Raw genomic sequence first — 26,942 nt, 5'->3', positions numbered from 1 at the left:
TCAGCCCGCAGCGCCACCCGCCCGCAGAGCGAACGCGTTCACCGCCAGCGACAGGCACGCCGTCAACCGCTGGCCGTACGGCACGTGCAACGACTCGTTCGGGCCGTGGGCGTTCGCGCCCGGGCCGAGGACTCCGCAGGCGAGGAACTGGGCCTCGGGGAACTGCCGGCTCAGTTGGCCCATCAGCGGGATCGTGCCGCCCTGGCCGATGCGGGCCGCGTCCGCCCCGTCGAAGCAGGCGCGGCTCGCGGCGGAGAGCGCCTCGCGGAGCCAGGGGCGCTCGGGCGGGGCGTGCCAGCCGTCGGCCAGGACCCGGTCGGGTGTGAAGCGGACGGACGCGCCGTGCGGGGGCGCCTCCTCCAGGAGGCGTGCCACCTCCGCGAGCGCCTTCGCGCTGTCCACCAACGGGGGCAGTCGGAACGAGAGTTTGACGGTGGTGTGTGGGCGCAGCACATTGCCGGCGGACGCGACCGGCGGCAGTCCGTCCGCGCCGGTGACCGCCAGGCTCGGGCGCCAGGCGCGGGCGAGCAGCAGTTCCTCGGGGTCGTGCGTGACGGGTCCTGTGCGGTGGCCGGTCTCGTCCTCGTGCCAGTCGAAGCGCTGCCAGACCTGGTCGCCGAGGAGGGCCGCCGCCTCTGTGACCTGGGCGCGGCGCTCGTCGGGCACCTCGCAGTGCAGTTCTTCCACCCGCAGCTCGCCTGTCCCGCTGTTCTCGACGCGGTCCAGCAGGTGGCGCAGGACGCGGAACGTCGACGGCACGACACCGCCCGCGTCCCCGGAGTGCGCGCCGTCGTCCAGCACGCGCACGTCGAGCGTGCCACCGCAGTGGCCGCGCAAGGACGTCACGAGCCACAGCCGTTCGTAGTCGCCCGCGCCGGAGTCCAGGCACACCACCAGGCCGACCTCCCCGATGCGCGGGGCCAGTTCGGCGAACCAGTGGTCGAGGTCGGGGCTGCCCGACTCCTCGCCCGCCTCGAAGACGCCGACGCAGCGTGGGCGGGCCGCGCCCTGTGCGGCGAGGGCCCGTACGGCGGTCAGGGCGGCGGGCAGCGCGTAGCCGTCGTCGGCGCCGCCGCGGCCGAACAGCCGGGTGCCGTCGAAGACCGGTTCCCACGCCGACAGGCCCTCGGCCCAGCCCTCGCCCTCGGGCTGCTTGTCGAGGTGACCGTAGAAGAGGACGGTTTCCTCGGCGGTCGAGTCGTGGCCGGGGATCTCGAAGAAGACGAGCGGCGTACGTCCCTGCGCGCGCAGTACCTCGACCCGCAGGCCCGGCAGGTCCTCCACGGAGCGCAGCCACGCCGCCGCGGCCTCCACGGCCCGGTCCAGGAATCCGTGGGACTCCCACTGCGGGTCGTACGCCGGGCTGACCGCCGGAACGCGGATGTGTTCCCGGACCAGCGGGAGCACCTCCTCGTCCCAGCGCGTCGCGCAGAAGTCCCGTACGAGGGCGGCGTCCGCGGCGCGTACCTGCTCAGGCATCGGCGAGCGCCTTCGCCGCCGGGGCGAACGGGAAGCCGAGCAGGTCCTCGATCGGCGCGTACAGCTCGGGCGTGTGCATCGTGGAGGAGAGCAGCAGGTTCGCCGCCGGGGCCACCAGAACGGAGACCTCCTTGCCGACCTCGACGTCGGCGGAGGCGAGCGGCTGCCCGGCCGCGTCGAACGTCGTGATCAGGTCGGGGAACGCGGCCTTGCGCTCGCCGCCCGCCTCGAAGGTCATGTACTCGTTGACGAAATGCAGCTCCGTGCCCGCCGCGTCGTCCAGGATCGCGACGCCGATGTCCAGACCCTCGCGCTGCTCGCAGCGGTACTCGCGGACCGTGCCGGTCACCGCGATCTCACCGCCGAGGTGCGCGGCCGCGCCCGTCGGTCCTTCCGCCAGGAAGCGACGGCCGAGCTCGATCGCGAAGCCGATGGCTCCCGGGGCGCCGGCCTGCGTCGCGTAGCCGACCTCGACCGGGTTGCGGGCGACGCCCACCCAGCCGCCCGCCTCGACGGAGGCGCGGCGGACCACGTTCGAGGTGGCGTCGAGGGTGCCGGTGACGGCGCCCTCGACGTACGTGTGCGGCTTGCCGCCCGCGTAGCCCTGGTAGGAGCGGTAGCCCTCGCGCGCGTGCAGGCCCATCGCGCCCATCTGGCTGGAGGGGTGGGCGCGGCCGTTGCAGGCGAGGTCGATGACGGGCAGGCCGGTCATCGCGGAGTGGAACCAGCCGTTGATGGTGGTCTCGGCGCCGTTCTCGTTGGTGTGGATGGCGACGAGCGGGCTCGGCAGGTCGCGGCGCAGCAGTTCGAGGGCGCGCAGCAGGTGCGTGGGCAGCACCTGCGGGTCGGGCGCGGCGGGGGCGCCGACCAGGGCGACGGTCGCGGTCAGGGCGTCGTCGGCGAACTCGTCCGCGCTCCACAGCTCGGGCGTGCCCACCTGAAGGGCCAGTTCGGCGGTGCGCAGGCCCCGCTCGACGAATCCGCCGCCTCCGCCGCCGAGCACGGCGCCTCCGTAGACGGCTGCCTTGAGGTCGTCGTGCGTCAACTGTCGCTTCACAGGGGTCTCCTGGGTGGTTCTCGGTGTACGGGTGGTACGAGCGGTACGGGTGGTACGAGTGGTGCGGGGGCTACGAGTGGTGCGGGGGCTACGAGTGGTGCGGGGGGCGTGGCGGCGCGGAGGCCTACTTCGTCGCCGTCCACACGCCGTTGCCGAACGAATAGAGCGCGTCGCCCGCGATCGCTCCGCCGGCGAAGACCTCGAGGTTCTCCTTGGCCTTGGGGCCGAGGAAGCGCGGCGCGAGGACGCGGACGACGAGGCCCGCGGCGACCATCCAGCCGGCCATGGGCGTCGTGATCAGCAGGCCGGTGGCGAGCATGATGCCGAGCTGGCGCTTCGGGCCGCCGATGAGCTGGATGATCGCGCCGGGGATCGCCCACAGGGCCAGCTGTTTGGCCGTCTCCACGGACGGCCCTGCCTTGATGGCGGCGACGTACGCGGCGTCGATCGGGGCGGTCTGCCCCTTGTTGAAGAACATCTGGTACGAGACGGCCACGACGACGATCGCGATGCCGAAGCCGACCATCGCGGCGATCAACTGCTGTCGGCGGCCCTCCAGTTCGAAGGCCGGGTCGGCGCCCTCGCCGCGCAGCATGAAGCCGGCCTTGAGGTCGTAGCCCATGTCGGCGAATGCCGGTCCGGTGGCCGCGGTGAAGCCGGAGAGGACGACGAGGGCCTCGGGCGGGAAGCCGACGAGGATGCCGAGCAGCAGCGTGATCAGGGCGATCGCGAAGGCCGGGAACCAGCCGGAGTGCATGGAGGCGATACCGACGAGCAGTTCGTGGAGGAACGCGGCCACGGTGGCGTAGAGGACGAAGGCGATCAGCATGCCCACGCTCATGTGCGTGAAAATGCCGGTGCCGAGGGAGAGCAGGATCGAGATGGCGAGGTAGGCGCCGAAGCCCAGTCGCAGCGACTTGCCGAGGCGCCGGGCGCCGTCGTCGGGGGCAGCAGCGGGCCCGGTTGTGGCGGCCGGAGCGGTCGTCTTGCGCGTCTTGAGGACCGTGCGGCCGACCTGGATCAGGGCGACCAGACCGGCGCCGATCATCATGCCGTGCGGCAGGTACATGGCGTTCAGGTCGAGGCCGAACAGCGGCTCGGCGTAGCTGATGATCAGCAGGCCCGCGCCGAACGCGGCCATCGAGGCGAGCCCGCCGATCAGGGCGACACCGAACGCGGACATCGGCAGCGCGAACGCGGCTCCCGCCAGGCCGGTGACCAGGCCGAGGCCCAGCACTCCGGCGCGCCGGCCGCCCTCGTCGCCCGCCTTGATGGCCTCGGCGGCGGCGAGTCCCGGGGCCCACGGGTTGCTCGCGGGGAAGGCCGGGGTGTCGTACATCCGGTACAGCAGCCAGGCGTCGACCAGCATCGCGACGGAGACGCCGATCAGCATCGGCACGATCATGTTGTCCAGGCCGAACAGGAACGGGATGCCGATCGGCAGGAACAGGCTGTTGGCGGCGCCGAAGGTGGCCGAGGAGATGCTCGTCTGCGCCAGGTTCTGGGCGTGCACCGAACGGAAGCCGCGGAAGGCGACGAGCGGGACGCGGGCCAGCGTCATCGCGGCCAGCGCGCCGATCAGCGACGTGCTCGGGGTGACGCCGAGGGTGGCGAGCAGCTGCACGCCGACGATCGCGCCGAACACGCTGAGCACCACGGTCAGGACCAGGTTGCCGGGGGCGAGGGCGCGGGGATGGCGGCGCGGGGCGCCGCCCGCGTCGTGCGGGTCCCCGGCGTCGGCCGTGGGTGGCCGCTCGGTGTCGGCGTTGGTGCTCATGGGTGCTCCTGACGGTCGGCGCCGGTCGGCGACCTGGCGGAGTCGCGGAGTCGCGGGGTTGCGACGTCGCGAAGTTGTCGAGTTCTATATTCTGGAACTAGTTCCGAATATCTGGACCTGGATCATTCATAGACCTCGGGCGTGCCGTCAAGCCCCTTCGAGGAGTTCTCACGATGTGAGCCGCACATGAGCCCGACGACGGGGCAGTGCGGGCGGCGCCGCACGAGCGCATACGATCGGACCCGGAAACCGATCGGGGGAGGCACAGGAACCGGTGAGCACACTCGCCAACGCACGGGACGTGCTGCGCCTGATGGCGCACCTGCAGCGCGATGTCACCGTGACCGATGTCGCGGCCGAGCTCGGGCTGCCCAAGAGCTCGGTGTCACGGACGCTGAGCATGATGGCCGAGTACGGCTTCCTCGACCGCGACCCGCTGACCCGCGCCTACCGCCCCGGCGGCCTGATCATGGAGGCCTCGTACCACTTCCGCGCCTCGCGCGGCACCGTCTCCCTGCTGGAGGAGGAGGCCGCACGCCTCGTCGCCGACACCGGGTACACCGGGTACGTGGACGTGCTCGACGGGGCCGAGTCGTTGGTGCTGCACATGCGCATCGGCACGGCCGGCGCCCTCCAGGCGTACACACCGGCGGGCACCCGGGCACCCGCGTACGCCACCTCGATGGGCCGGGCGCTGCTGGCCCGCCTGGACGACGCGCAGGTCATGCGGCTCGTCGACGCCCGTCTCGGACAGGCGACGGGTACGGCCCCGCGGACCCGCAAGGAGCTGGTCGCCACGCTGGCCCGGATCCGCGTCGACGGCTGGGACATCTCGCAGGGCGAGTGGGTGCCGAACGTGGGTGGCATCTCGGCCGCCGTGCTCGACAACGACACGGGCCAGATCTTCGGCATCGGCATCGCACTGCCGGCCCCGGAACTGCGCGACGAGACGACCGAACGCTTCGGCAGGGCGGTACGCGATGCGGCCGCCCGCGTCGGCAAGCGCATCGGTGACCCGTACTGGCTGCGCTTCGTCGCCGACGAGGGCTGACCCGGGGACCTGCGGCGCCCTACGCGAGGAGCGGGCCGGTCATGGCTCCGGTGATCCCGCTCGACGTGAGGACCGGCACGCGGACGCCGCCCGCGCGCAGCGCCTCGCGGTGCCGGTCCGCGTATCCCATGCAGTCCAGGACGAGGGCCACCACGCCCCGACCCATCAACTCCCGTGCCGCGTCGAGCAGTTCGGTCTCGTCCGCGGCGTAGGGCGACGCCGTGGCGAACTCCGGCGCCGGCGTGACACCCCGCCACTTCTCACGCGCCGCGGCCACCTGCTCCGACAGCGGCACGATCACGCCCACCGGCACGCCGCTCAACACACCACGGACGTACGTCGTCAGCAGGGCGTCCGGTTCGACGAGCAGCGCACGCCGGGCGCGCAGGGCCGGGAACTCGCCGGTGCACAGCAGCACCACGGTGTCGACGCCCTCCTCCTCCAGCGCGTCGACCCGATCCTGCAGGGCCTCCCCCACGGCGGATTCGTCGAGGGTGACCGTGACTCCGGTCGCGAGGCGGGTGATCAGGGTGGGCCGCCCGGGGGTGGCGGCAAGGCGCTCCGCCGCTCGCGCAGGGTCGGGCCCGTCGAGCACACCGGCGTGCCGCACGCGCGCGGTGGCGGGCAGTGCCGCCTCGATCCCGCCACTGAGGTCGGGGCGCGGCGACTGGCCGATGGTCAGAAAGCCGACGTTTCGCATGAGTTCTGGATTCCTTCGAGTTCAAGATTATGAGACTGGATTCCAGAAAGATAGACATGCGGTGGGCGGCATTGTCATCGAGGGGTGTGGCTGATGCGGATACCGATGCGATCGTCGACCACTTCGACGACGCCCACTGAGCCGCACCACCCAGCAATCGAACGCGGATCCTACGCCGCACCTCACCGATTCGTATGGACCTTCGCGCATCCCGCCGCACGCTCCGGGCGCGCGGGGGAAAATCCGCTGCATGACGTTCGGCATTGTGCGGCGCCGTCCCGGCGAACTCCCCCGTGAGCTCACCGGTTTCATCGGCCGGGCCCCTGAATTGACCCAGTTGGCAGCGGCGTTGGACACACAGCGATGTGTCACCGTGGTGGGTCCTGGCGGGGTCGGCAAGACCCGGCTCGCGCTCCGCGCCCTCGCGGGCCGCACAGCCGGGGCCGATGCGCCGGTGTGCCTGGTGGAACTGTCCGCGCTGCGCGACCCCGGGCTGCTTCCGCACACCCTCGCCGCCTGCCTCGACCTGCCCGAGCAGTCGGTGAGGCCCCAACTGGACGTGGTCCTGGACCACTTGCGGGAGACGCCCGCGCTCATCGTCCTGGACACCTGCGAGCACCTGGTGGACGCCTGCGCCGAGCTCGTGGACGTGCTGCTGCGCGAGACCGACGGCGTGCGCGTTCTCGCGACCAGCAGGCAGCCCCTCGACGTGCCGGGTGAGCACACCTTCCCGCTGTCGCCGCTCGGTGTCTCGGACGCCGGCGGCGAGGCCGTCTCCCTCTTCGAGCAGCGGGCCGCGGCCGTCGTCCCCGGATTCGAGGTCACCGACGCCAGCCGGGAAGCAGTGGTGCGGCTGTGTCGCCGCCTGGACGGGATGCCGCTCGCCATCGAACTGGCCACCGTCCGGCTGCGCGCCGTGCCGCTGAACCAGCTCATCGACCGCCTGGAGGATCGTTTCCGTCTTCTCACCGGCGGCCGCCGCACCTCGCTGCCGCGCCATCAGACGCTGCGTACGACCATCGACTGGAGCTACGACCTGTGCGACGCCCGCGAGCAGCGGCTGTGGGCTCGGCTCTCCGTCTTCGGTGACGTCTTCGACCTCTCGGCCGCCGAAGAGGTGTGTGGCTTCGGTGAGTTGGGATCGGACGAGGTGCTGGAGGTACTCATCGACCTCGTCGACAAGTCCGTGGTGCAGCGGGTGGACGAGTTCGGGCCCGGCAACGGCGTCGACGGTGCCACCCGCTACCGGATGCTCGACACCCTGCGCGAGTACGGGGCGGAGAAGCTGGCCGGCTCCGGCGAGGAGACCGCGGCGCGCGACCGGCACCTGGCCCGGTACGTCAAGGCGGCGGACGAGTTCGACCGGCACTTCATCGACGACGACCAGTTGCCGCGCTGCCAGGCGCTGCGCCGCGAACACCCCGACATCCGGCTGGCGTTGGAGTACGCGCTCGGGCGCGGTGACCGGGAGCAGAAGGGGGCCGGGCTCGCGGGGGCGCTGTGGGGGTACTGGCAGATCACGGGGCTCCTCACGGAGGGGCGGTACTGGCAGCAGAAGGCCGCGGCGGCCTTTCCCGGGGCGACACCGGAGCGGGCCTGGGCGCTGATAATCGGCGGGTACATCAAGACCTTCCAGGGTGACCCGGCCGGCGCCGTTCCGGAGATCAAGGAGGGCATCGAGATCGCCGACCGGCTCGGTGAGTCCCTGATCCGGGCCCGCGGCTGGCTGTATCTGCACTGCGCGCACACGTTCGCCTGCGACTTCGATCGCGCCGAGCGGGCCGCGGTGGCCGCCCATGAACGGCTCGCGGCGCTCGGCGACCTCGTCGGCCTGGTCTGCCTGGATGTTCAGGCCGGATACCAGTACCACCTGTCCGGGCAGGACGACCTCGCCCTGGAGCGCAGCGGCCAGGGGCTCGCCCGGCTCGGCGTCGGCTCCAAGGAGTGCTGGCTGCGCGGCTTCGTGCACACCATCGTGGGGCTCAGCCACTACTCGAAGGGGGACCCAGGGGCGAGCGAGGTGGCCCTCAAGGAGGCCCTGCCGCTCAAGGCGGCTCTCGGCGACGTGATCGGCTGCGGCTACGCGGTGGAGATCATGGCGTGGGCCGCGGCCCGCGACGGCCGTCACCGGCGGGCCGCCTGGTTGTTCGGCGGTTCGGACGCGCTGTGGCAGTCGACCGGCGGCGAGCTGCTGAGCGGAGCTCCGGTCTCCGTGGAGAACCACCGGATGGCGGCGGAGGCGACGCGTTCGGACCTGGGCGGCGACGTCTACGAGCAGTTGTGGCAGCTGGGCGCCACCGCACCGCGCGAGGCCCTGTTCGCGGCCGCGCTCACCGGGGCGGACGAACTCGTCCTGGAACCGGCCGAGTTGCCGGGCCAGCGCAGAGCGGGTTCCGGGGAGTCACTGACCCGCCGCGAACACGAGGTGGCACGCCTGGCGGCCGATGGCCTGTCGAACCGGGAGATCGCCGAGCGCCTCTTCATCTCCCGCCGTACGGTCGATGCCCACATGGAACGCATCCTCTCCAAACTCGGCATCAACTCCCGCAACCGCATCGCGGTAAAGCTCGCCACGGCGACGACCGGAGAGTGAGGGCCTCGCAGCGGTCGTCTACATGGCGGCCTTCCGTTCTTCGGCCCTGAGGCCGCGGAGTGTCCACAGCCCGTACAGCGCCAGCAGCGGCTTGCCGACCAGCCACTCGCCCGGTCGGCAGTCGTCCGCCCGCACCAGCTTTTCGGCGAGGTCGGGGCGCTGTCGGCGCAGGTAGACGCGGGCCTTCAGTGCATGCGCCGGCTGGGAGGCGATCTTGATGCGGTCGGCGTCCTCGAGCATGGGGATCACGTTCGTGATGTTCTCCCACGTCGTAGTCGACCGTTCTTCAAGGAGCACCGTGCCGTCGAACGCGAGCACCGACTTCGCGTGGTCGGCCATCAACCGGGCTTCCGTGATGCGACCCCCGGCCGCCGCGCCACCGCTGAAGATCACGCGCGTGTCGCGGGCGTTGTCGGCGGATACGGAGCGAAGGCCGGCGCGTACCCGCCAGCGGTTGATGAAGTTCGCCGTCGGCTGCGGGTTGCGGAAACCCAGCACGACCACGGCCTCGGATCCGGTTCCGCCCCTGGCGCTCCCCACCAAGGTGCGCGACCAGCGCCGGTTCAGCCACTCGCCCCAGAGCAGGGCGGCTGCCCCTGCTGTCACCAGGCCCGTACGCCGTCGCATGCGGCGACTGTAACGGGTGGCGGACAGCCGCGAGTGATCCGTGGACCCGCTCGAACGCAAGCGCCGCCGGGGCCCAGGAGGGGGCGGAAGGTCCCCGGCGGCGACCACCTTGCAGAAGGAACGTTTCCACACTGCGGGGGCGGAGTGGCGGGGGCGCGCCGTCCGGTCTCCAAAGTGTGGTCATGCCCGCAGGCACGGGGCTTGTCAGTCCCCGTAGCGGGCCTTGATGTCCGCATACGTGTCGGCAAGGTCCTGGGCGGTCGTGCCGTCCTCTTGTTCCTGGTCCCCGAACTGCCAGTCGTTCACGTCCGTGCAGTAGTGCCACACCTCATCCGCGAGTTGCGTCTCGCGGTCCGTGAGTGTGCCTCCGGTGGACGAGGTGTCGGCCGCGGACCGGCATTCGTCCACGAGCATGCCCAGCGACTGGACGTTGCCGGAGGTGTCCTGCCGAAGCACTTCCTGGGTCTGTTCATGGACGGCGGCGAGCTTGTCCAGGAGCGCCTTCTCCGTCTCCGTGGCGGGATCCGCGTTGTACTCGACGGAGTCCAGGACCTGCTGCACCGCGTCCTGCTGGCCGGCGGAGAGGCCGACCGCGTAGAAGGCATATTTCTCCTGGGAGACCTCCCAGATCTGCAGGTCCGCCGTGCCGTAGTGATTGGCTGTGCGCCCGGCGACCTCTGTCGTGGTGGGAGTGTCCTCGGACACGTCCTGGAGTTTGGCCATCATCCGGTCGTCCGCGTCGGGGCCCCACCCCTCCTGCACCGCCCCGTTGTTGCCGGGCAAGTAGCGGATCCACAGTCCCGTGGTGGGGTCGGACTCGCCGTCGGCGCCCTCAGGGAGGAGACGGGCTTTGTTGCCGCTCACCTCATCGCTGAGGTGCCAGCCCGAGGGCACCTCGAAGGTGAGATCGGGCAGGTGCCCCTCGGTGGCGGCCGCCGCTCGGGTGGGGGCGTCGGCTTGCCGCGCGGATTCCTTCTCCTTGCTCCGCCCCTCGGTCGAGTGCGCCTTGGCCTTGCTCGTGGCCACCGTGCGGCCCGTGGTCGAGCCCTTGGCCGTCGCCGTCCCGTCCGATCCCGCGCTCACACCCAGATAACCCGCGGTCGCACCAACGGTGAGGACCGCTCCGGCCGCGGCCGCCGCCAGCACGGCGCGGCGGCGTCGCTTCGGAGTACGCGCCGTCGGAGCGGTGGGCCACAGCGGGGCGAAGGCCGCGACGCTCGCCGCGCTCGGGAGCACCTGTGTGGCGTCGCAGGGCGGCAACTGTGCAAGGCGGGCGCCCAGGTCGGCGGCGGAGGGGCGGTCGGCCGGATCCTTGCGCAGGGCCGCGTGCACCAGCGGGCGCAGGGGTTCGCCCAGCACGCTCAGGTCGGGCTCCTCCCGCATGATGCGGAAGGCCACCACGTCGGGGGCGCCGGTGCCGAACGGATGAGCGCCGGTGGCCGCGTAGGCCATGAGGGCGCCCCAGGCGAAGAGGTCGGCGGCGGGGCCCGCCGTGCGTCCCTCGTACTGTTCGGGACTGACCCAGCCCTGGGACCCGATCCAGGTTCCGGTGCGGGTGACGGCAGTGGCGTCCAGTGCGTGTGCGATGCCGAAGTCCAGGACACACGGCCCGTCGGGACCGAGGATGACATTGCCGGGCTTGAGGTCGCGGTGCACGACGCGGGCGGCGTGCACCGTCTCCAGGGCGGTGGCCGTACCCACGGCCAGCGCGCGCAGCAGGCCCTCCGGGGGCGGCCCGTAGGAGTCGACGTACTGCTGGAGGGTGGGGCCGGGCACGTACGCGGTCGCCAGCCAGGGACGCTCGGCGTCCGGGTCCGCGGCGAGCAGCGGCACCAGGCCGGGTCCGTGCACGCGTGCGAGCACGTCGGCCTCGCGGCGAAAGCGAGCGCGGAACCCGGTGTCCTCGGCGATCTCGGCGCGCACCACCTTCACGGCGGCCCGTACCCCATCCGCGTCGAGGCCCGCGTACACGACGCCCATCCCGCCGGCCCCGAGTCGGCCCACCACCCGGTAGGGTCCGACGCGATCAGGGTCGGCGGACAGCGGAGGCGACAGCGCGGAGGGGGCGTCGTGCGGCGGGGCAGGAAACGTCGAGGTCACGCTCCCCAAGGGTAGGGAGCCGTTCCCCGACCGGCCCACAGCCAAAGGTCCCGCCCCGTAGGGCCGTCCGTCGCCACCACGATGACAAGGGTGCAGCCCTGGATGCGGCGAGGCGTGCGGTTGTGGGGCGCGGCCGGGCGCACACTGCGGGCCACCTTCGGCCATTCTCCTGCTTATATGTTCGGATCGGGCCGATATCCTGGGGGGATGGCGGAGAGAACCGGCGGTGAGCCGCAGATTGATGGACGCTCCACCCGCTGGGACGGGCACAAGGCACAGCGTCAGGTCGAGTTGGTGGACGCGGCTGTCGCGCTCATCGAGGAGGAGGGCGCGCACTTCCGGATGCAGCGCCTGGCGGAGCGCGTGGGCCTGCCGCGGTCCGTGCTCTACCGGCACTTCAAGGACCGCGCCTCCTTCGACGAGTTGATCCGCCGGCGGGTCGTGGAGTCGTTCGTGAAGCGGATGGAGCCCACGCTCAGCTTCGAAGGCACCGTCGAGGAGTCCGTGTACCGCGTGGTGGGCGCGCATCTGGACTGGGTGGCCCAACATCCGCGCCTGTACGCCTACATGGGCGTCGCAGAACACTCGATGGGCGACGGCTCGCTGGTGGCGGACACCAAGACGGCCATCGCGCTGATGCTGAGCGAGCGGTTCAGTGACGTACTGGCGGCCCTTGGGCTGAAGGGGGCGCCGATCCGTTCGGTGGCGGTCGGCATCGTGGGGTTCGTGGACACCGCGGTCAACCAGTGGATGCGGGATCCCGAACGCGAGCTGTCCGAGGACGAGTTGCGCGCCATGCTGTGCCGCTCGGTTTGGGCGGTGCTGGAGGCGGCACTGCGGGACTTCGGCGTGGAGCTGTCGCCGCAGGAGCGGGTGGCGGATGTGGAAGGGGCCTAAGGGCCTGTCGTTTGGATCAGGCCGGGCTCGCGGGGTCCGGCCTGATCCAAACGACAGGCCCTAACTGCGCTGCCGGTCGGTCGGGACCGGCCGGCAGCGCTGTGCGTCAGCCGGCCGCGACCGGGGTGGCCTGCGCGGCCCGGCGCAGGGCCTCGGTGTCCGTGAGCTTGACGCGGGGGCGGCTCTGGGCCTCGCCCGCCGCCCGTTCCGCGCGGTCGATCGCCTGCCAGGCTTCCAGGCCAAGGGCGTCCGGCGCGGCCGTGGCGCCGGGCTCCGGCTGCGGGAGGCGGCCCGCGGCGAAGTCGTCGAGGAGGGACTCGACCGTTTCGTGGGCGCAGGTCTTGTTCGTGCCGATGAACCCGGTCGGGCCGCGCTTGACCCAGCCCGCGACGTAGACACCGGGCTCGACCCGGCCTCCCTCGTGCGGGACGGTCGCGCTGTCCTCGTCGAAGGGCAGGCCGGGGACGGGCCGGGCGCGGTAGCCGACGGAGCGCAGCACGAGGCCGGTCTCCAGGGTCTCGGTGGAGCCGGTGGGCCGGGCGCGTACGGTGCCGTCCTCGTCGGTGTGCAGGGTGGTCGGGTTGAGCTCCAGGGCCTGTACGCGGTCCTCGCCGACGAGGCGCGCCGGTCCCGCGAGGAAGCGCAGCACGATGCGGCGGCGGCCCTCGACCGGGGTACGGGCGGCCAGTTCCGCCAGCAGCCGGGTCTTCTCGTTGGTGTCGGGGGCCAGGCCCTCGGGCCAGCCCTCGATGCTCACGTCCACGTCCTTGAGGGCGGAGAGCGCGAGGAGTTCGGGCACGGTGAACGCGGCCTGAGCGGGGCCCCGGCGGCCGAGGAGGACGACCTCGCGGACCTTGCTGGCGCGCAGCGCGTCGAGCGCGCGGTCGGAGATGTCGGTACGGGCCAGGGCGTCGGGGTCGGCGGTGAGGATGCGGGCGACGTCGAGGGCGACGTTGCCGTTGCCGATGACGACGGCGCGTTCGGTGTCGAGGGGGTGGTCGTCGTGGGCGCGGTCGGGGTGGCCGTTGTACCAGGCGACGAAGTCCGTGGCGGAGACGCTGCCGGGCAGGTCCTCGCCCTCGATACCGAGGCGCTTGTCGGTCGCCGCGCCGACGGCGTAGATCACCGCGTGGTGCTCGCGCAGCAGGTCGGCATGGGTGAGGTCGGTGCCGACCTGGACGCCGAGGCGGTAGCTGAAGCCGGGCTGCGACTCGATGGTCCGGAACAGCTCGGTGACCTGCTTGGTGTCCTGGTGGTCGGGTGCCACGCCGGCCCGCGCGAGCCCGTACGGGGTGGGGAGCCGGTCGTGGACGGTCACGCGCACGCCCGGGTGCCGCAGCAGCTCGTCGGCGGCGAACAGCCCGGCGGGCCCCGCGCCGACGACCGCGACGGACAACTCGCCTTCCGGAAGGGTGCGTTGCCTGGGCACGACGTACATGGGGGCGCGGTCTTCGTGCGGATTCTGCTTGTAGTAGGAGGCGTTCAGCTCCAGGAACGGCAACTCCGCCTCGCTGAGGGCGGTGTGCGGCTTGAGTGCGTCGACCGGGCAGGCCGTCGTGCAGGCGCCGCAGTCCACGCAGGTGCGCGGATCGACGTACAGCATCTCGGCGGTGGCGAAGCCGGGTTCGCCCGGAGCGGGGTGGATGCAGTTGACCGGACAGGCCAGCACGCAGGAGGCGTCGGCGCAGCAGGATCGGGTGACGGCGTACGGCACGGCGGGCTGGTCTCCGTTCGGACGTTCAGGGAAGAGCGGTGCGGGGACTGACGGGTGGTCAGTCGGCGAGCGGGCGGGCCCACGGCGGACGCGGACGGTCAGTCGGCGAGCAGGCCGGGCTCACCGCGGAAGCGGGCGGTCAGTCGGTGAGCGGGGAGGGCTCGCCACGGAAGCCGGTGGTCAGTCGGCGAGCTGGCCAGGCTCACCGCGGAAATGGGTGGTCAGTCGGCGAGCGGGGAGGGCTCGCCGCGGAAGCGTGCGGGGCGGCCGTCGATGCGCAGGGCCCTCCACAGCGGGCGGGACACCTTGTTCATCAGGCCGATGTCCTGGGCGAGCATCCGCACGTCGGAGAAGAGCTCCTGGAGCATCTTCTGGCCGGCCTCGGACTTCCAGAAGACTTCCTTGATCACCCAGTCCGGGATGCCGACGAGATCGGCGGACTTCTTGTCGGGGATCATGATGACGTCGCACAGGGTTCGCATGATCACCGGGAAGAGGACGGACAGGGCGCCGCGGCGGGCCTTGCCGTAGCGCGGGACGCGCAGCCGCAGGAACTCGTGCGCGAAGGAGATGTGCCGGGCCTCCTCCGCGATATGGATCTGCATGATCCGCTGCGGCAGCGGGTGCACCGGCTCCCCGCTGCGCAGGGCCCCCTTCTGCAGATGGTCGATGGGCTCCTCACCGGCGAGGATGCCGGTGAAGAACGCCTCGGGGTAGAGGGAGCCGAACAGCGGCAGGACCCGGCTGAGCTGGCGGAACCAGCGCTTGCCGCCCGGGGTGTCCACGCCGGTGCGGTTCACCAGCTCCTGGAACATCTGGGTGTGGTGGGTCTCTTCGGTGATCTCGTGGGTGAGATACCTGAACTCCAGGTTCTGGTTGCCCAGTTGGTAGATGTAGTCCAGCGCCCCGCGCATCAGGAGGTTCTCGAACTGCATCCCCACCTTGGCGATCACCGCCCAGCGCCAGATCCCGATCCGGATCTGCGTCTCCAGCGGCTGCTTCTGGTACCAGGGATGGGCGCCCAGGGCGTCCGCGGAGGTGAGCACCCAGCGGGTGTCGCTCGTGTCGACGGCGAACTCGGGGTCGTCCCACTTGATGTCGACGAAGGCGTTGAAGTTGACGTTGACTGAGCCCTCGGACAAGGTCCGCAGGCGCTCGTCGTAGACCTTCCTGGACAGGTTCGGGGTCATCATCGTCCTCGATTGTCGGTGGTAGGAGCTGCTGGTCGAACGGGCGGTCAGGCTGCGCGGGTCGGTTCCTTGGCCTCGGCCGGCCGGCCCGCCTTGTCGAAGCGCAGGGGGCTGTCGTCGATGGGGGCGTTCTGGAGCATGGCGCGGTCGCGGTAGTAGTTGTTCCACAGCCGCCACGGGTCGCGGGTGCCCTGGCGCGGCATGACCTTGTCGGCGCGGGCGATGTAACCGGAGGTCAGCGCCTCGCCCATGACGGAGAACTCGGAACGGTCGCCGTCGGAGGCCACCGGAGTGGCGATGTCGTGCCCGTTGCGGCGCATGTGCGCGAGCAGGCGGGCGGTGTAGTCGGCCGCCAGGTCCGCCTTCAGGGTCCAGGAGGCGTTGGTGTACCCGATGACGAGCGACATGTTGGGCACGCCCTCGAGCAGTACGGCCTTGTAGAGCACGCGGTTCGTGACGTCCACCGGGATGCCGTCGACGGTCACGTCCATGCCGCCCATGAGGCGCACGCTCAGACCGGTCGCGGTCACGACGATGTCGGCCTTGAGCTCCTCGCCCGACTTCAGGCGGATGCCGTCGGCGGTGAACGTGTCGATGTGGTCGGTGGCGATGGCCGCCTTGCCGCGCTTGAGCACCTTGAACAGGTCGCCGCCGGGGACGACGCACAGACGCTGGTCCCAGGGCTTGTACGTGGGGCTGAAGTGGCGCATGTCGACGCCCTTGCCCGCCTGGGCCCGTACGAGCCCGAGCAGCACCTTGCGGGCGAGGCGGGGGTACTTGCGGCAGAAGGCGTAACTCCCGCGCTGAAGTGCGATGTTGCGCGCCCGGACCACCTTGTGGGTCAGCCGGGCGGGGGCGCGCAGCTTCTTCATGACGGAGGTGAGCGGGTCCACCTCCGGCAGTGCCATGACGTACGTGGGCGACCGCTGGAGCATGGTGACGCTCGCGGCCTTGTCGGCCATCGCGGGCAGCAGGGTGATGGCGGTTGCGCCGGAGCCGATGACGACCACGCGCTTGCCGGCGTAGTCCAGGTCCTCCGGCCACTGCTGGGGGTGCACGAGCGTGCCCTGGTAGTCGGCCTCGCCCGGGAACTCGGGGCGGTAGGGCTTGTCGTAGTCGTAATAACCGGTCGCGCCGACGAGGTAGCCGGCACTGTACGACTCGTGCTCGCCGGTGCCCTCGTCCTCGACCTCGACGGTCCAGCGCCCGGTCTCGTGCGAGAAGTCGGCGCTGATGGCGCGGCGGCCGAAGCGGGTGCGTTCCAGGATGCCGCCGTCGGACGCGGCGTCCTCCACGTACTGGCGGATCTGCGCTCCGTCGGCGAGGATGCGCGCGTCGCTCCAGGGCCGGAACCCGAAGCCGAAGGTGGGCATGTCGGAGTCCGACCGGATGCCGGGGTACCGGAAGAGGTCCCAGGTCCCGCCCACGCGGGCGCGGCGCTCGAGTACGACGAGCGAGGCCCTGGGGTTGTCGCGCAGGACATGGCGCGCGGCGCTGATGCCGGATATTCCGGCACCGATGACCAGGACGTCGACGTGCTGCTGCTCCATCGCGGAGGGTCCTCGCTCTCGCTCGTGAGCCCCTGAGAGAGACAGGGACGGAGGGTTCAGCGCCACTCGGGGCACTGGCGGCTACTCAGACACGTGGTTCTCATCTGCGCGGTACCCGCAATTTACCTGCGACACTCTGTTTCAGATACCGTTGGTAACGTGACGTGGGTCACACAGGAGAACTCGCGTGGCACGGCCGAACACCCGCGAACGGTAAAGAAGTTGGCGGAGGCGGCCGTGACCAGGAACCGCGCCCGGCCAACGGAACGCGGAGGTCACGACCCTCCGCGAGGGGGCGGCACGCTGTTCACGGCCATCGGGATCCGGATGTCGACCACCGGTCGTTGAGCGACCGGCACCGTCCCGTCACACCTTGCCGATCCCCAACGTGTTCGTCCCCGGCAGCAGCCCCGATCCGATGACCGCGACCCAGTAGTCCCCCAGTAGGTCGGCGAGCCGGCCCGTGTCGGCCGCGCCCAGTGCCTGCCAGGGCGCTGCCGCCAGCTCGTCCGTGTGGCGCTCGACCGTGGCGCGCAGCGCACGTCCCGCTTCGGTCGCCGTGCCGTCCGACTCCAAGAGGCCTCGCCCGACCAGCCGTTCACGCGCGGCGGACCACTCCTTCTCGCTCCAGCCGCGGCTCGCGAAGGTCTCCTCGGGTGCCGCCCCGATCGCCGCGAACGACACCAGCGCCTCCACCGGGTCGAGCCCCGCGACCAGCAGCGCCGCGAGATGGCCGTCCCCGCGGTGCTCTCGCAGGATCGACGCGGCCTGCCAGAGCACCAGGTGCGGCGCCGACGGCCAGGGCTGCGCCGCGTTGGCGGCGGCCAGTGGTCGGCCCGCGTGCACGGCGGCCTCCGCGGCGCGGCGGGCCAGGGCGGCGGCCTCGGCCAGCTCCGGGCTGTCGATACGGTCACCGAAGAGCGCGCGGTAGGCCCGGTCGACGGCGCGAAGGCGGGCGGCCAGGGCGTCCGCGGGGGACGCGGCGTTCCATACGGAGGGGATGTGCTGCCCGACCGTCTCCGGGCTGAAGCTGTAGAACGCGGATGTCACCTGCTCGCTCCCGACCGGCCCGAGCGGCGCGGCCCGCCAGGCGAAGTAGGTGGGCCAGCGGCCGGGCTCAACGCCGAGCCGACGCGACTCCTCGAAGGATTCCGGGGCGAAGTAGACCACCGCGTGCAGCGGCTCCAGCATGTGCCACAGCTGACGTACGCGTCCGAGATCGATCCGATCCACGCTCTGTACCGACATGGCGCTCCCCTGTCCTAAGCCGTCGCCCTAAGGCGTCCACTCGCTCGAACTTGACACTGGCTAGATTCCTCGTCCCGCCTGAACTTGTCAATGCCTAGATTCGGCGTAGCCTGCTGACCATGCCCACCGCCAAGAGCAGCTCGTACCACCACGGGGACCTGCGCCGCGCCATCCTGACGGCGGCCCTCGACGTCATCGCCACCGAGGGGCCGGGCGCCCTGAGCCTGCGCGACCTCGCCCGCCGCGCAGGCGTCTCGCACGCGGCCCCCGCCCACCACTTCAAGGACCGCACGGGCCTGCTCACCGCGATCGCCGCGGAGGGCTTCGAACTGCTGGCGGACGCCCTGGCCGAGGCGGCGGACCTGCGCGAACGCGGGGTGCGCTACCTCCGGTTCGGCATCGAGCACCCGGCGCACTTCCAGGTCATGTTCCAGCCGGACCTGCTGCGCTCCGACGACGCCGCGCTGCTCGCCGCCCGCGCCCGCACCGGAGCCGAACTGCGCTCCGGGGTCGCCGACGTACCGGCAAGCGGACGAGGCAAGGACGCCCAACTCGCGGGAGTCGCCGCCTGGTCACTCGCCCACGGCTTCACCACGCTCCTGCTGAGCGAGAACCTGCGGGGGCCGGTGGACGGTCGGGACCCGGAGGACGTGTTCCGGGCGCTGACCGAGCTGCTGTTCTCCGGAGGCCGGGGATAGCGCCCCTCCACGCAAGCACCCCTCCACCCAAGCGTCCCTCCACCCCATCTCACACACCCCTCCCCAACAGCGCCTATGGGTCCATCCATTGACGATCCATTGACGAATCCCCTCCCTCACGACAAAGATCGAAAGGAATCACTTCGACAACGTTGTCTAAAGAGAGGCCGCGATGAGAGCGTCGCCGTCACCGAGCTCGCAGAACTCACCGGGACCACTGAGATCGCTGAGGTCGCTCGCACCACTGCGATCGCTGCGATCGCTGCGATCGCTGCGGCGCACCGTCACCGCCGCGTTCGTCGTCACCACGGTGGCCGCCGCCACCCTCACCCCCGGTGTCGCGAGCGCCAAGGAGAGCGGGCCCGGCTTCGCCTCCGACCCGACGAGCCTGGTCGACACGTCGATCGGCAACAACGGCGACGGAACCACCTTCCCCGGTGCCACCACCCCCTTCGGCATGGTCCAGCTGAGCCCCGACACGCAGCTGAACAAGTACGCCTCGTACGACTACGCGCAGGACACCATCCTCGGCTTCAGCCACACGCACCTCTCCGGTGTCGGCTGTCAGACGATGGGCAATATCCGGTTCATGCCGACCACGGGCGCGGTGACCTCGTCCGATCCGGCGCAGTACGGCGCGAAGTTCAGCCATGACAACGAGACCCGCTCGCCCGGCTATTACGGCGTGAAGTTCGACAACGGCATCAAGGCCGAGCTGTCGGCGACCCAGCGGACCGGCCAGCACCGCTATACGTTCCCCAGCGGTTCGGGCGCCGAGAACGTCCTCATCGAGGCCGGGGAGAGCAACGGCAGCACGTACGCCGGTGACATCAAGGTCGTCGGCGACAACACCGTCGAAGGCTGGGTGCAGGGCGGCAACTTCTGCGGGGAGACCGGCAAGGAGCGCTACCGGGTCTACTTCAGCGCCAAGTTCGACCGGACGTTCTCGAAGTTCGGCACCTGGAGCGACGGCACCCTCACCCCGAACCAGCGTGCGGCCTCGCGGGGCGAAAAGCGCGCGGGTGCCTGGCTGTCGTTCGACCCGTCCAAGGGCGACAAGGTCGGCGCGTCGGTGGGCCTGTCCTATACCTCGGTCGACGGCGCGCGCCTCAACCGCGGTGCGGAGCAGCCGAGTTCGTTCGACCGGGCTCGCTCCGGCGCGCACGACGCGTGGCGCGACGAGCTGAACCGGATGCGCGTCGCCGGTGGCTCCACCGCCGACCAGCGCACGTACTACAGCGCCCTGTACCGCTCGCTCCTGCACCCGTCGATCGGCTCCGACGTCGACAACCGCTATCGCGGCTTCGACGACAAGGTGCATCGCGCGGATTCCACGTACTACCAGATGTTCTCGCTCTGGGACACGTACCGCTCGCAGAACCAGCTGGTAGCGCTGCTGCACCCGGACAAGGCCGCCGACATGGCCAAGTCCCTGCTGCACGTGTACAAGGACGGTGGCTGGCTGCCGCGTTGGGGCCTCGGCAACAGTGAGACGAACGTGATGAGCGGCGACCCCGTCACCCCGTTCATCGTCGACCTGTACAACCGGGGTCTGCTCGACCACCGCACCTCGCGCGAGCTCTTCGACGCGCTGTGGAAGAACGTCAACGAGGTGCCGGCCGACCAGTCGACCTTCCGTGGCCGCGACGGCAACCCGACGTACGTCAAGAACGGCTTCGTCGGCTACCAGGATCTGCCCGGCTACAAGTTCGGCGACAGCCGCCAGGCCGGTTCGGCCACGCTCGAGTACGCGCTCGGCGACTGCGCCCTCGCCACGATGGCCGACGGCCTCGGTCACCGGGACAAAGCCGCGACGCTCGCCTCGCGCTGCGACAACTTCAGCAAGTTGTGGGACTCGGGCGTCACTTCGGAGGGCTTCACCGGCTTCCCGGTGACGAAGAACGCCGACGGCAGCGTCGCGGGCGACCCCGACCCGACCCAGTCCGGCGCCTTCCACGAGGGCACGGCCTGGCAGTACCAGTGGCTCGCGCAGCAGAACCCGAAGGCCCTCTACGGCCTGATGGGCGGCAAGGCGGCGGCCGAGAAGCGGCTCGACAAGTTCTTCGACATGCCGACCGTGCTCAGTGACCCGGCGAAGGCCGCGAAGGACTCCTGGGTGACGGGCGCGTACGACTACCACAACAACTTCGCGTTCAACCCGAACAACGAGCCCGACTTCCACGCTCCGTGGATGTACGCGTGGACCGACACCCCGTGGAAGACCTCCTCGGTGCTGCGGGCCATGCGGACGCTGTTCACCGACGACCCGTACGGCATGCCCGGGAATGACGACCTCGGCGCCACGTCGTCGCTGCTCGTCTTCGCCATGGCCGGTGTCTTCGAGGTCCAGCCCGGCTCGGCGAAGTACGTCCTGTCGGCCCCGATGTTCGACAAGGTCGAGATCCGCCCGGCACACGGCCGCAAGATCAGCATCGAGGCACCCGGCGCCGACGCGTCGAAGCTTCAGTACGTCTCGTCCGTGACCACGGGCAAGGGCACGCCGCTGCGCCAGAGCTGGCTCTCCCACAAGGACCTGCTCGGCGCCGGCAAGATCGGCTTCAAGCTCTCGGACAAGCCGACTAGTTGGGGCGCGAACGCGGCGCCGCCTGCGGTGGCCGGAAACTGAGGTTGAGGTACTGGGGCGCGGCTCCTCCTTCACGGGGGGGGCCGCGCCCTTCTCTGCGTAATGCGCGCTACGGCGTCGCCATCCCCGGGAACACCTCCAGACGCTCCTCGCAGTACGCCCGCAGCCCCTCCACGTAGGAACGGATCGCATCGCAGGCGTAGTGCGAGCGGTCCCAGCCGGCGCACAGGGGGACGGTGAGTGCGCCTTCAGGCGTGTTCACGACGAGTTCCGTCAGGTCGAAGCGGGCATGGTCCGTCACCAGACACACCCCGCGCCCGGCCGCGGCCTGCGCCTGCGCCTGCGCCTGCGCCTGCGCCTGCGCCTGCGCCTGCGCGAACAACGAGGAGCCGGTCTCCGTGACCTCGGCGGGGACGACACCGGCCCGGGCTCACACGCCGCCTGCCCCACGCTCGACGCCCTGTACGCCGCCATCGCCGAGCGCGCCGCCACGCTGCCCGCCTATGCCTGGGTGAAGGCGGGTGACGCGTCACCAAGCCTTCGTAAGCGTAGGGCCCCTCGCGAAATGCGCTTGCGCGTGTCGTCCGCCGGATGATGCGGTGGCCGGGTGATCAATCACCGTGAATCAGCCGACGCGTCGGCCACCGTCCGCCCGTTGACGCTTGCGTGGGTGGGGCGGTTCCTGGAGGCCGGAGAGCGCATCGTCCGCGTCGAGGCGCTGCACGGTGGTGTCACCGCCGAGATGCGGAGGCTGACCGTCGCCGCGCGGGGCGGATCCACCCGTCAACTGGTGTTGCGGAGTTTCGTGGACCCGTTCTTCGTGGATCGCGCCGAGGACGCGCTGGACCGGGAGGCCGGCGCGCTGGCACTCCTTGAGGGGGCGACCGACGTACCGGCCCCTGGGCTGCTCGCGGTCGATCCGACCGCGGCGCATTGCGAGTACCCCTCGCTCCTGATGACGTGTCTGCCGGGGCGTGCGCTTCTCGGCGGTGACGGGCTGGCGCCGCGGGTCCGGCTGCTCGCGCGGCAGCTCGCGGCGATTCATGCGGTGTGCCCGAGCGAACAGCCCCCGAAGTACGAGGCGTTGACCACCGCCGACACCGTCGTGGTCCCCGAGGGCGCCGACGCTGCCGCGTGGGCCGCGGCCATCGACGTCATCCGTGCGCCCGCGCCGCCCTACGAAGGGCGTTTCCTGCACCGGGACTTCCACCTCGGCAACGTACTGTTCGACGCGTCCCCGACCCGGATCACCGGCGTCGTCGACTGGGCCGGGGCCTCCTGGGGCCCGGCAGATCTCGACGTGGCACACAGCTGCACCAACCTCGCGTTGCTGCACGGGCCGGAGTGGGGACAGCGGTTCGCCGACGCGTACGAGGAGGCCGGTGGGGTGCTCGCCGCGGACGACGGCGAGCGGCTGTACTGGCGGGTGCGGGATGCGCTGGCGTTCTCGGAAGAGGTGCACGTGGTGGCGCGGCCGTGGCGGGAGGCCGGGAGGACGGAGCTGACGACGCGGGTCGTGGAGGAGCGGCTGGATGCCTACGTCACGGGCCTGATGGCACGGATCTGATGACACGGGCCTGACGGGCACAGGCCTGATGGCACGGACTTGACGCGCTGACTCGACACCCACCAGTCACCTCGCGAAGAACCTCTGCGCCTCGCGGACACCCTCGGCGAGGGCCTCGACCTCCGCGTGCGTGTTGTAGAGGTAGAAGGACGCCCGGGTCGTCGCGGGGATGCCGTAGCGGCGCACGATCGGGCGGGCGCAGTGGTGGCCCACGCGGACGGCGATGCCGCGTTCGTCGAGGATCTGGCCGACGTCGTGCGGGTGGATGTCGTCGACGGTGAAGGAGACGGCCGAGCCGCGGTCGCGCAGATCGCCGGGGCCGACGATGTGGACGCCGGGGATTTCGGCCAGGAGGCGCAGGGCGTGTTCGGTGAGGCGGTCCTCGTGGGCCACCACCTCGTTCATGTCGAGGGCCGTCAGGTAATCCATGGCCGCCGCCAGACCCACCGCCTGGGCCGCCATCGGGACGCCGGCCTCGAAGCGCTGCGGCGGCGGGAGGAACGTGGAGTGGTCCATCTCGACGACCTCGATCATCGAGCCGCCCGTGAGGAACGGCGGTAGTTCGGCGAGGAGTTCGCGGCGCCCCCACAGCACGCCGACGCCGCTGGGGCCCAGCATCTTGTGGCCGGAGAAGGCGAGGAAATCGGCGCCGAGGGCGTGGACGTCGACCGGGCGGTGCGGGACGGACTGGGCGCCGTCGACCACGACCAGCGTGTCGTGCGCGTGGGCCCGATCGGCGAGTTCCCGTACGGGGTTGAGGGTGCCGAGGACGTTGGACTGGCGGGTGAGGGCGAGGACCTTCGTGCGCTCGTCGAGGAGTTCGTCGGCGCGGCTCAGGTCGAGGCGGCCTTCGTCGGTGAGGCCGAACCAGTCGAGGGACGCGCCCGTGCGTTCGGCCAGTTGCTGCCACGGCACCAGGTTGGCGTGGTGTTCCATCTCCGTCACCACGATGCGGTCGCCGGGACCGATCCGGCGGGCGTTCTCCAGGGCGTACGCGACGAGGTTGATGCCCTCGGTGGTGCTCTTGGTGAACACGACCTCGTCGTCCGCCGCGCCGATGAAGCCCGCGACCGTGTGCCGGGCGTTCTCGTACGCCTCGGTGGCCTCGTCGGCGAGTTGGTGGGTGCCGCGGTGGACGGCCGCATTGTGGTGCAGGTAGAAGTCCCGCTCGGCGTCGAGGACTTGGAGCGGTTTCTGGGTGGTGGCGCCGGAGTCGAGGTAGACGAGGGGCGCGCCACCGTCCATCGTGCGCCCGAGAATCGGGAAGTCCTTGCGCACTGCGTCGACGTCGAAGCCCACGGCCGACCACCTCTCACGGTTTTCCGTCTCATTTGACGTGAGTGACGCTAGGCTTTCTCACGGAGAATCGCAAGCGTTAACATGAGGGCGTGGATCATGCCGACCCTGTCTATCTGCGCCAGCCACCGGTCCCCGGAGAGGAGCGGTTCCTCTCGCTTGCCCTGGTCAACACGCGGTTCGACCTCAGCCACGGCGCCGTCGACCTGCTCGACGACACCGAGGCCGCCCATCTGTGGCTCGTCCGGCACGAGTTGCTGACCGACCGGACCGCGTTGAACGGGCGGCAGCACGGGCGGCTGCTGGGTCTGCGCGAGGCCGTACGCACTCTGCTGCGGGCGCGCACCGAAGGCGCAGGGCCACCTCCCGCCGAGGCCCTCGCCACCCTCAACTCCGCGCTCGCCGCGGCCCCTTCGACCCCACGGCTGGCCTGGTCCACCACCGGCCCGCACCGCGCCGACACCCCGGACACCGGCAACCCGGTCGCGGCCGCGCTCTCCCAACTGGCCGACGACGCCACCGACCTCCTCGTCGGCACGGAGGCCGAGCGCCTCACCGAATGCGCCGCCCAGAACTGCGCCCGCTGGTTCCTGCGCTCCCACGGCGCCCGCCGCTGGTGCACGACGCGCTGCGGGAACCGCGTACGGGCGGCCCGGTCCTACGCGGCGCGCAAGCAGCAGTGACGCGGGGCGGGCGTCAGTAGCGGTGCCCCGGCCAGTCCGGGTGCGTCCAGCGATCCTCGCCGGTGAGTGCGAGCAGCGCTATCCGGCGCCGCAGCTCCGGCGAGGCACCTGAAGCCCGGAGTCGCGTCGCGGCGTGGCCATGGAGCCAGGCCGCCAGCTCGGCGCTCATCCGGTCCTCGTCGTTCTCGTACCAGTTGACGTACCACGGGAGTTGGTCGCCCAGCAGCTCGTACTCCCACTCCTCCGCGGCCTCCGTGAGCCGCTGGTCGCTGAGGGGGTCGGTATGCCGCTCCCAGTCGGCGAGCCAGGGGGTGACCGTGCCGGACGCCTCGGCGCACATCGCCATGACCTGGTGCGCCGGGACGGCGGCGTCCGGATCCGTGAGGCTCTGCGCCCACCAGGCGTGCAGGAACTCGCGTACCGCACCGGCCTGCTCATCGGGCCACTGCTGCCAGCGGCCACGGGCGAAGGAGTACCCCGCCTCCTCAAGGCCGAACAGTGGCTCGACGCGACCGGCCACCAGGGCCGCAGCGAACTGCGGCAGGATGCGGCGCAGCACAGCCCCGTGATCCGTCCAGTCGATGGCCTGCCAGGCGCGGCGCAGGAGGTCCGGGTCGAGTTCCGTGTCGGGCGTCTTGAGGAGGGCCAGCTCCTCCGCACTCCCCCAATGACACTCGCAGTTGGACTCGTCCGGGCGCGCGGTCATTCCGCGGAAGACGGTGGCGAGATCGGCCAGGGCCGCGTCGAGTCTGCAACGGGCAGGGTGGTCGGTTGGATGCATGACGGTGACCCGTACCTTCGAGGACTCCAGAGCGACCTCGGCCGCCTGAAGATCCCGACCTTACTGGAGCGGGAAGAGCCTCACGACCTCTTATTCGGCGATGTGGAGATGCGTCCCGAGTTATTCGCCGGTGCGGAGCTGCGTCCCCGAAGCGACAACGGGAAGCGACGACAGGCCTCGGACAAGGCGGGTACGTCGCCACATCAACTCGTCTACCGATACGGCCAGTTGGAGTTCCGGGAAGCGTGCAAGAACGGCTCGCAGCACGAGTTCCATCTCCGCCTTGGCCAGGGGTGCGCCCACACAGCGGTGAATGCCGTGACCGAAGGCGAGGTGGGCGGCGGCGTCCCGGTCCAGATCCAGCTCGTCCGGTCCGGGGTACCGCGCCGGGTCCCGGTTGGCTGCACCCAGGGCGACCAACACCGGTACGCCTGCCGGGATTTCGGTGCCGCCGAGCGTGACGGACTCCATGGTGAACCGGAAGGTGGACGTGCTCACCGCGGAGTCGAAGCGGAGGAGTTCGTCCACGGCGCCGGGGATGTCGTCCGGGTTTCGCCGCAGGCGATCCAGTTGTGCCGGGTGCCGGAGCAGCGCCAGGACGGCGTTGCCGAGGGCGTTGGTGGTGGTTTCGTGTCCGGCCACGAGCAACAGGACGGCCAGGGAGACGAGTTCGTGCTCGCTCAGACGGTCTTCTCCGTCGCGAGCGGCGATGAGCCGGTCCAGGAGGGAACCGCCGGCATCGAGGCGCTTGGCGGCGATCAGGTCCGTCATGTACTGCGCCATCGCGTGCGAGGCCGCGTCGATGACATCGGGCTCCCCCGCCGCGAACAGCTCCGCGGACCAGCGCTGCACGTCGGGCCGGTCGGCCGCCGGGACCCCGAGCAGTTCGCAGATCACGACGACCGGGAGCGGCACCGCCAGGCCGGCCACGAAATCGAACGGTTCACCGACGGGCCACCGGTCCAGCAGCTCCTCGGTGACGCGCGCGATGAACGGACGCAGTCGCGCGACCGCCCCGGTCGTGAACGCCTTCGTCACGAGCTTGCGAAGCCGGGTGTGTTGGGGCGGGTCGCTGGCGAGCATGGTGTGGGCGACTGCGGGGTGCAGACGTCGCCGTGATTCCTTGCCCGCGAAGAACGCGGCCGTGTCCTTCGACAGCCGGGCGTCGTGGAGGGCTTCCCTGGCTTCCTTGTAGCCGGTGACCACGTAGTTGGCGCGGCCTGCGGAACCGGCCGGTACGGGCCGCACCGGACACGTGGCCCGCATGGCCGCGTAGGCCGGATAGGGGTTCCGGAGGAAGCGGGGATCCTGGGTCGGGTCGGTCATCACCTCAGGATCCAATGACGTGCA

21 protein-coding genes are annotated in these 26,942 nt (G+C 70.9%); 7 read left to right on the top strand and 14 right to left on the bottom strand.

Annotation, left to right across the window (positions count from 1 at the left end; all coding sequences use genetic code 11):
- The 3 genes from OHA73_RS42015 to OHA73_RS42005 form a co-directional block, all read right to left on the bottom strand.
- Positions 1-1,479, bottom strand: a complete 1,479-nt coding sequence (locus tag OHA73_RS42015; protein ID WP_327657956.1) for a M20/M25/M40 family metallo-hydrolase — start codon at positions 1,477-1,479, stop codon at positions 1-3.
- Positions 1,472-2,536, bottom strand: a complete 1,065-nt coding sequence (locus OHA73_RS42010; protein ID WP_266724305.1) for an S-methyl thiohydantoin desulfurase domain-containing protein — start codon at positions 2,534-2,536, stop codon at positions 1,472-1,474. The genes OHA73_RS42015 and OHA73_RS42010 overlap by 8 nt, the downstream gene beginning before the upstream one ends.
- 124 nt (positions 2,537-2,660) lie before the next feature.
- The gene (locus tag OHA73_RS42005; protein WP_327657955.1) at positions 2,661-4,313 is read right to left on the bottom strand and encodes an OPT/YSL family transporter; all 1,653 of its coding nucleotides are present in this window, start codon (positions 4,311-4,313) and stop codon (positions 2,661-2,663) included.
- Positions 4,314-4,587: 274 nt separating this feature from the next.
- On the opposite strand from OHA73_RS42005, the gene OHA73_RS42000 reads away from it, so the two are divergent.
- The gene (locus OHA73_RS42000; protein ID WP_266724302.1) at positions 4,588-5,364 is read left to right on the top strand and encodes an IclR family transcriptional regulator; all 777 of its coding nucleotides are present in this window, start codon (positions 4,588-4,590) and stop codon (positions 5,362-5,364) included.
- Between the two features lie 19 nt (positions 5,365-5,383).
- On the opposite strand, the gene OHA73_RS41995 is transcribed toward OHA73_RS42000, so the two are convergent.
- Positions 5,384-6,064 (bottom strand): AroM family protein, encoded by a 681-nt coding sequence (locus tag OHA73_RS41995; RefSeq protein WP_327657954.1) that lies wholly within the window; start codon positions 6,062-6,064, stop codon positions 5,384-5,386.
- A 250-nt stretch (positions 6,065-6,314) separates the two neighbouring features.
- Between OHA73_RS41995 and OHA73_RS41990 the strand changes: the two genes are divergently transcribed.
- Positions 6,315-8,657, top strand: a complete 2,343-nt coding sequence (locus tag OHA73_RS41990) for an ATP-binding protein (protein ID WP_327657953.1) — start codon at positions 6,315-6,317, stop codon at positions 8,655-8,657.
- Positions 8,658-8,675: 18 nt separating this feature from the next.
- On the opposite strand, the gene OHA73_RS41985 is transcribed toward OHA73_RS41990, so the two are convergent.
- Together OHA73_RS41985 and OHA73_RS41980 are read right to left on the bottom strand one after the other, a co-directional pair.
- Positions 8,676-9,284, bottom strand: coding sequence for a YdcF family protein (locus OHA73_RS41985; RefSeq protein ID WP_327657952.1), 609 nt, complete (start codon positions 9,282-9,284; stop codon positions 8,676-8,678).
- A 204-nt stretch (positions 9,285-9,488) separates the two neighbouring features.
- The gene (locus OHA73_RS41980) at positions 9,489-11,384 is read right to left on the bottom strand and encodes a serine/threonine-protein kinase (protein ID WP_327657951.1); all 1,896 of its coding nucleotides are present in this window, start codon (positions 11,382-11,384) and stop codon (positions 9,489-9,491) included.
- A gap of 207 nt (positions 11,385-11,591) precedes the next feature.
- On the opposite strand from OHA73_RS41980, the gene OHA73_RS41975 reads away from it, so the two are divergent.
- Positions 11,592-12,281, top strand: a complete 690-nt coding sequence (locus OHA73_RS41975) for a TetR/AcrR family transcriptional regulator (protein WP_266724294.1) — start codon at positions 11,592-11,594, stop codon at positions 12,279-12,281.
- Between the two features lie 106 nt (positions 12,282-12,387).
- Here OHA73_RS41975 and OHA73_RS41970 read toward each other — a convergent pair whose 3' ends face one another.
- The 4 genes from OHA73_RS41970 to OHA73_RS41955 all read right to left on the bottom strand — a co-directional run bounded on the left by OHA73_RS41970 (position 12,388) and on the right by OHA73_RS41955 (position 17,983).
- Positions 12,388-13,995: an FAD-dependent oxidoreductase gene (locus tag OHA73_RS41970; protein WP_327657950.1), complete on the bottom strand. Its 1,608-nt coding sequence runs from the start codon at positions 13,993-13,995 to the stop codon at positions 12,388-12,390.
- 221 nt (positions 13,996-14,216) lie between these two features.
- Positions 14,217-15,188 (bottom strand): AurF N-oxygenase family protein, encoded by a 972-nt coding sequence (locus OHA73_RS41965; protein WP_266724290.1) that lies wholly within the window; start codon positions 15,186-15,188, stop codon positions 14,217-14,219.
- Between the two features lie 44 nt (positions 15,189-15,232).
- Positions 15,233-16,735, bottom strand: coding sequence for a flavin-containing monooxygenase (locus OHA73_RS41960; protein WP_327657949.1), 1,503 nt, complete (start codon positions 16,733-16,735; stop codon positions 15,233-15,235).
- A gap of 366 nt (positions 16,736-17,101) precedes the next feature.
- Positions 17,102-17,983: an SCO6745 family protein gene (locus OHA73_RS41955; RefSeq protein ID WP_327657948.1), complete on the bottom strand. Its 882-nt coding sequence runs from the start codon at positions 17,981-17,983 to the stop codon at positions 17,102-17,104.
- Between the two features lie 119 nt (positions 17,984-18,102).
- On the opposite strand from OHA73_RS41955, the gene OHA73_RS41950 reads away from it, so the two are divergent.
- Positions 18,103-18,681: a TetR/AcrR family transcriptional regulator gene (locus tag OHA73_RS41950; protein ID WP_266724284.1), complete on the top strand. Its 579-nt coding sequence runs from the start codon at positions 18,103-18,105 to the stop codon at positions 18,679-18,681.
- Between the two features lie 172 nt (positions 18,682-18,853).
- Complete coding sequence (locus OHA73_RS41945) at positions 18,854-21,307, top strand: GH92 family glycosyl hydrolase (RefSeq protein ID WP_327657947.1); 2,454 nt, start codon at positions 18,854-18,856, stop codon at positions 21,305-21,307.
- A gap of 67 nt (positions 21,308-21,374) precedes the next feature.
- Here the strand turns inward: OHA73_RS41945 and OHA73_RS41940 are convergent, their stop codons facing one another.
- Positions 21,375-21,647 carry a hypothetical protein gene (locus tag OHA73_RS41940; protein WP_327657946.1) on the bottom strand — a complete coding sequence of 91 codons (273 nt, stop codon included), beginning with the start codon at positions 21,645-21,647 and terminating at the stop codon, positions 21,375-21,377.
- A 273-nt stretch (positions 21,648-21,920) separates the two neighbouring features.
- Here OHA73_RS41940 and OHA73_RS41935 point away from each other — a divergent pair, with 273 nt between their 5' ends.
- The gene (locus OHA73_RS41935) at positions 21,921-22,832 is read left to right on the top strand and encodes a phosphotransferase family protein (RefSeq protein ID WP_327657945.1); all 912 of its coding nucleotides are present in this window, start codon (positions 21,921-21,923) and stop codon (positions 22,830-22,832) included.
- Between the two features lie 66 nt (positions 22,833-22,898).
- Here the strand turns inward: OHA73_RS41935 and OHA73_RS41930 are convergent, their stop codons facing one another.
- Positions 22,899-24,131 carry a cysteine desulfurase gene (locus OHA73_RS41930; RefSeq protein WP_327657944.1) on the bottom strand — a complete coding sequence of 411 codons (1,233 nt, stop codon included), beginning with the start codon at positions 24,129-24,131 and terminating at the stop codon, positions 22,899-22,901.
- Between the two features lie 89 nt (positions 24,132-24,220).
- On the opposite strand from OHA73_RS41930, the gene OHA73_RS41925 reads away from it, so the two are divergent.
- The gene (locus tag OHA73_RS41925; protein ID WP_327657943.1) at positions 24,221-24,811 is read left to right on the top strand and encodes a CGNR zinc finger domain-containing protein; all 591 of its coding nucleotides are present in this window, start codon (positions 24,221-24,223) and stop codon (positions 24,809-24,811) included.
- Positions 24,812-24,824: 13 nt separating this feature from the next.
- Here OHA73_RS41925 and OHA73_RS41920 read toward each other — a convergent pair whose 3' ends face one another.
- Both OHA73_RS41920 and OHA73_RS41915 read right to left on the bottom strand, forming a co-directional pair.
- Complete coding sequence (locus OHA73_RS41920; protein WP_327657942.1) at positions 24,825-25,592, bottom strand: hypothetical protein; 768 nt, start codon at positions 25,590-25,592, stop codon at positions 24,825-24,827.
- Positions 25,593-25,712: 120 nt separating this feature from the next.
- Entirely contained in the window at positions 25,713-26,918 is a 1,206-nt protein-coding gene (locus OHA73_RS41915; protein WP_327657941.1) for a cytochrome P450 family protein, read from the bottom strand.
- Positions 26,919-26,942: the final 24 nt, after the last annotated feature.

It is taken from the genome of Streptomyces sp. NBC_00483, from assembly GCF_036013745.1.
Lineage (GTDB): Bacteria > Actinomycetota > Actinomycetes > Streptomycetales > Streptomycetaceae > Streptomyces.
The sequence above is the reverse complement of the archived record's forward strand: the minus strand, read 5'-3'. Positions and strand labels throughout refer to the sequence as shown.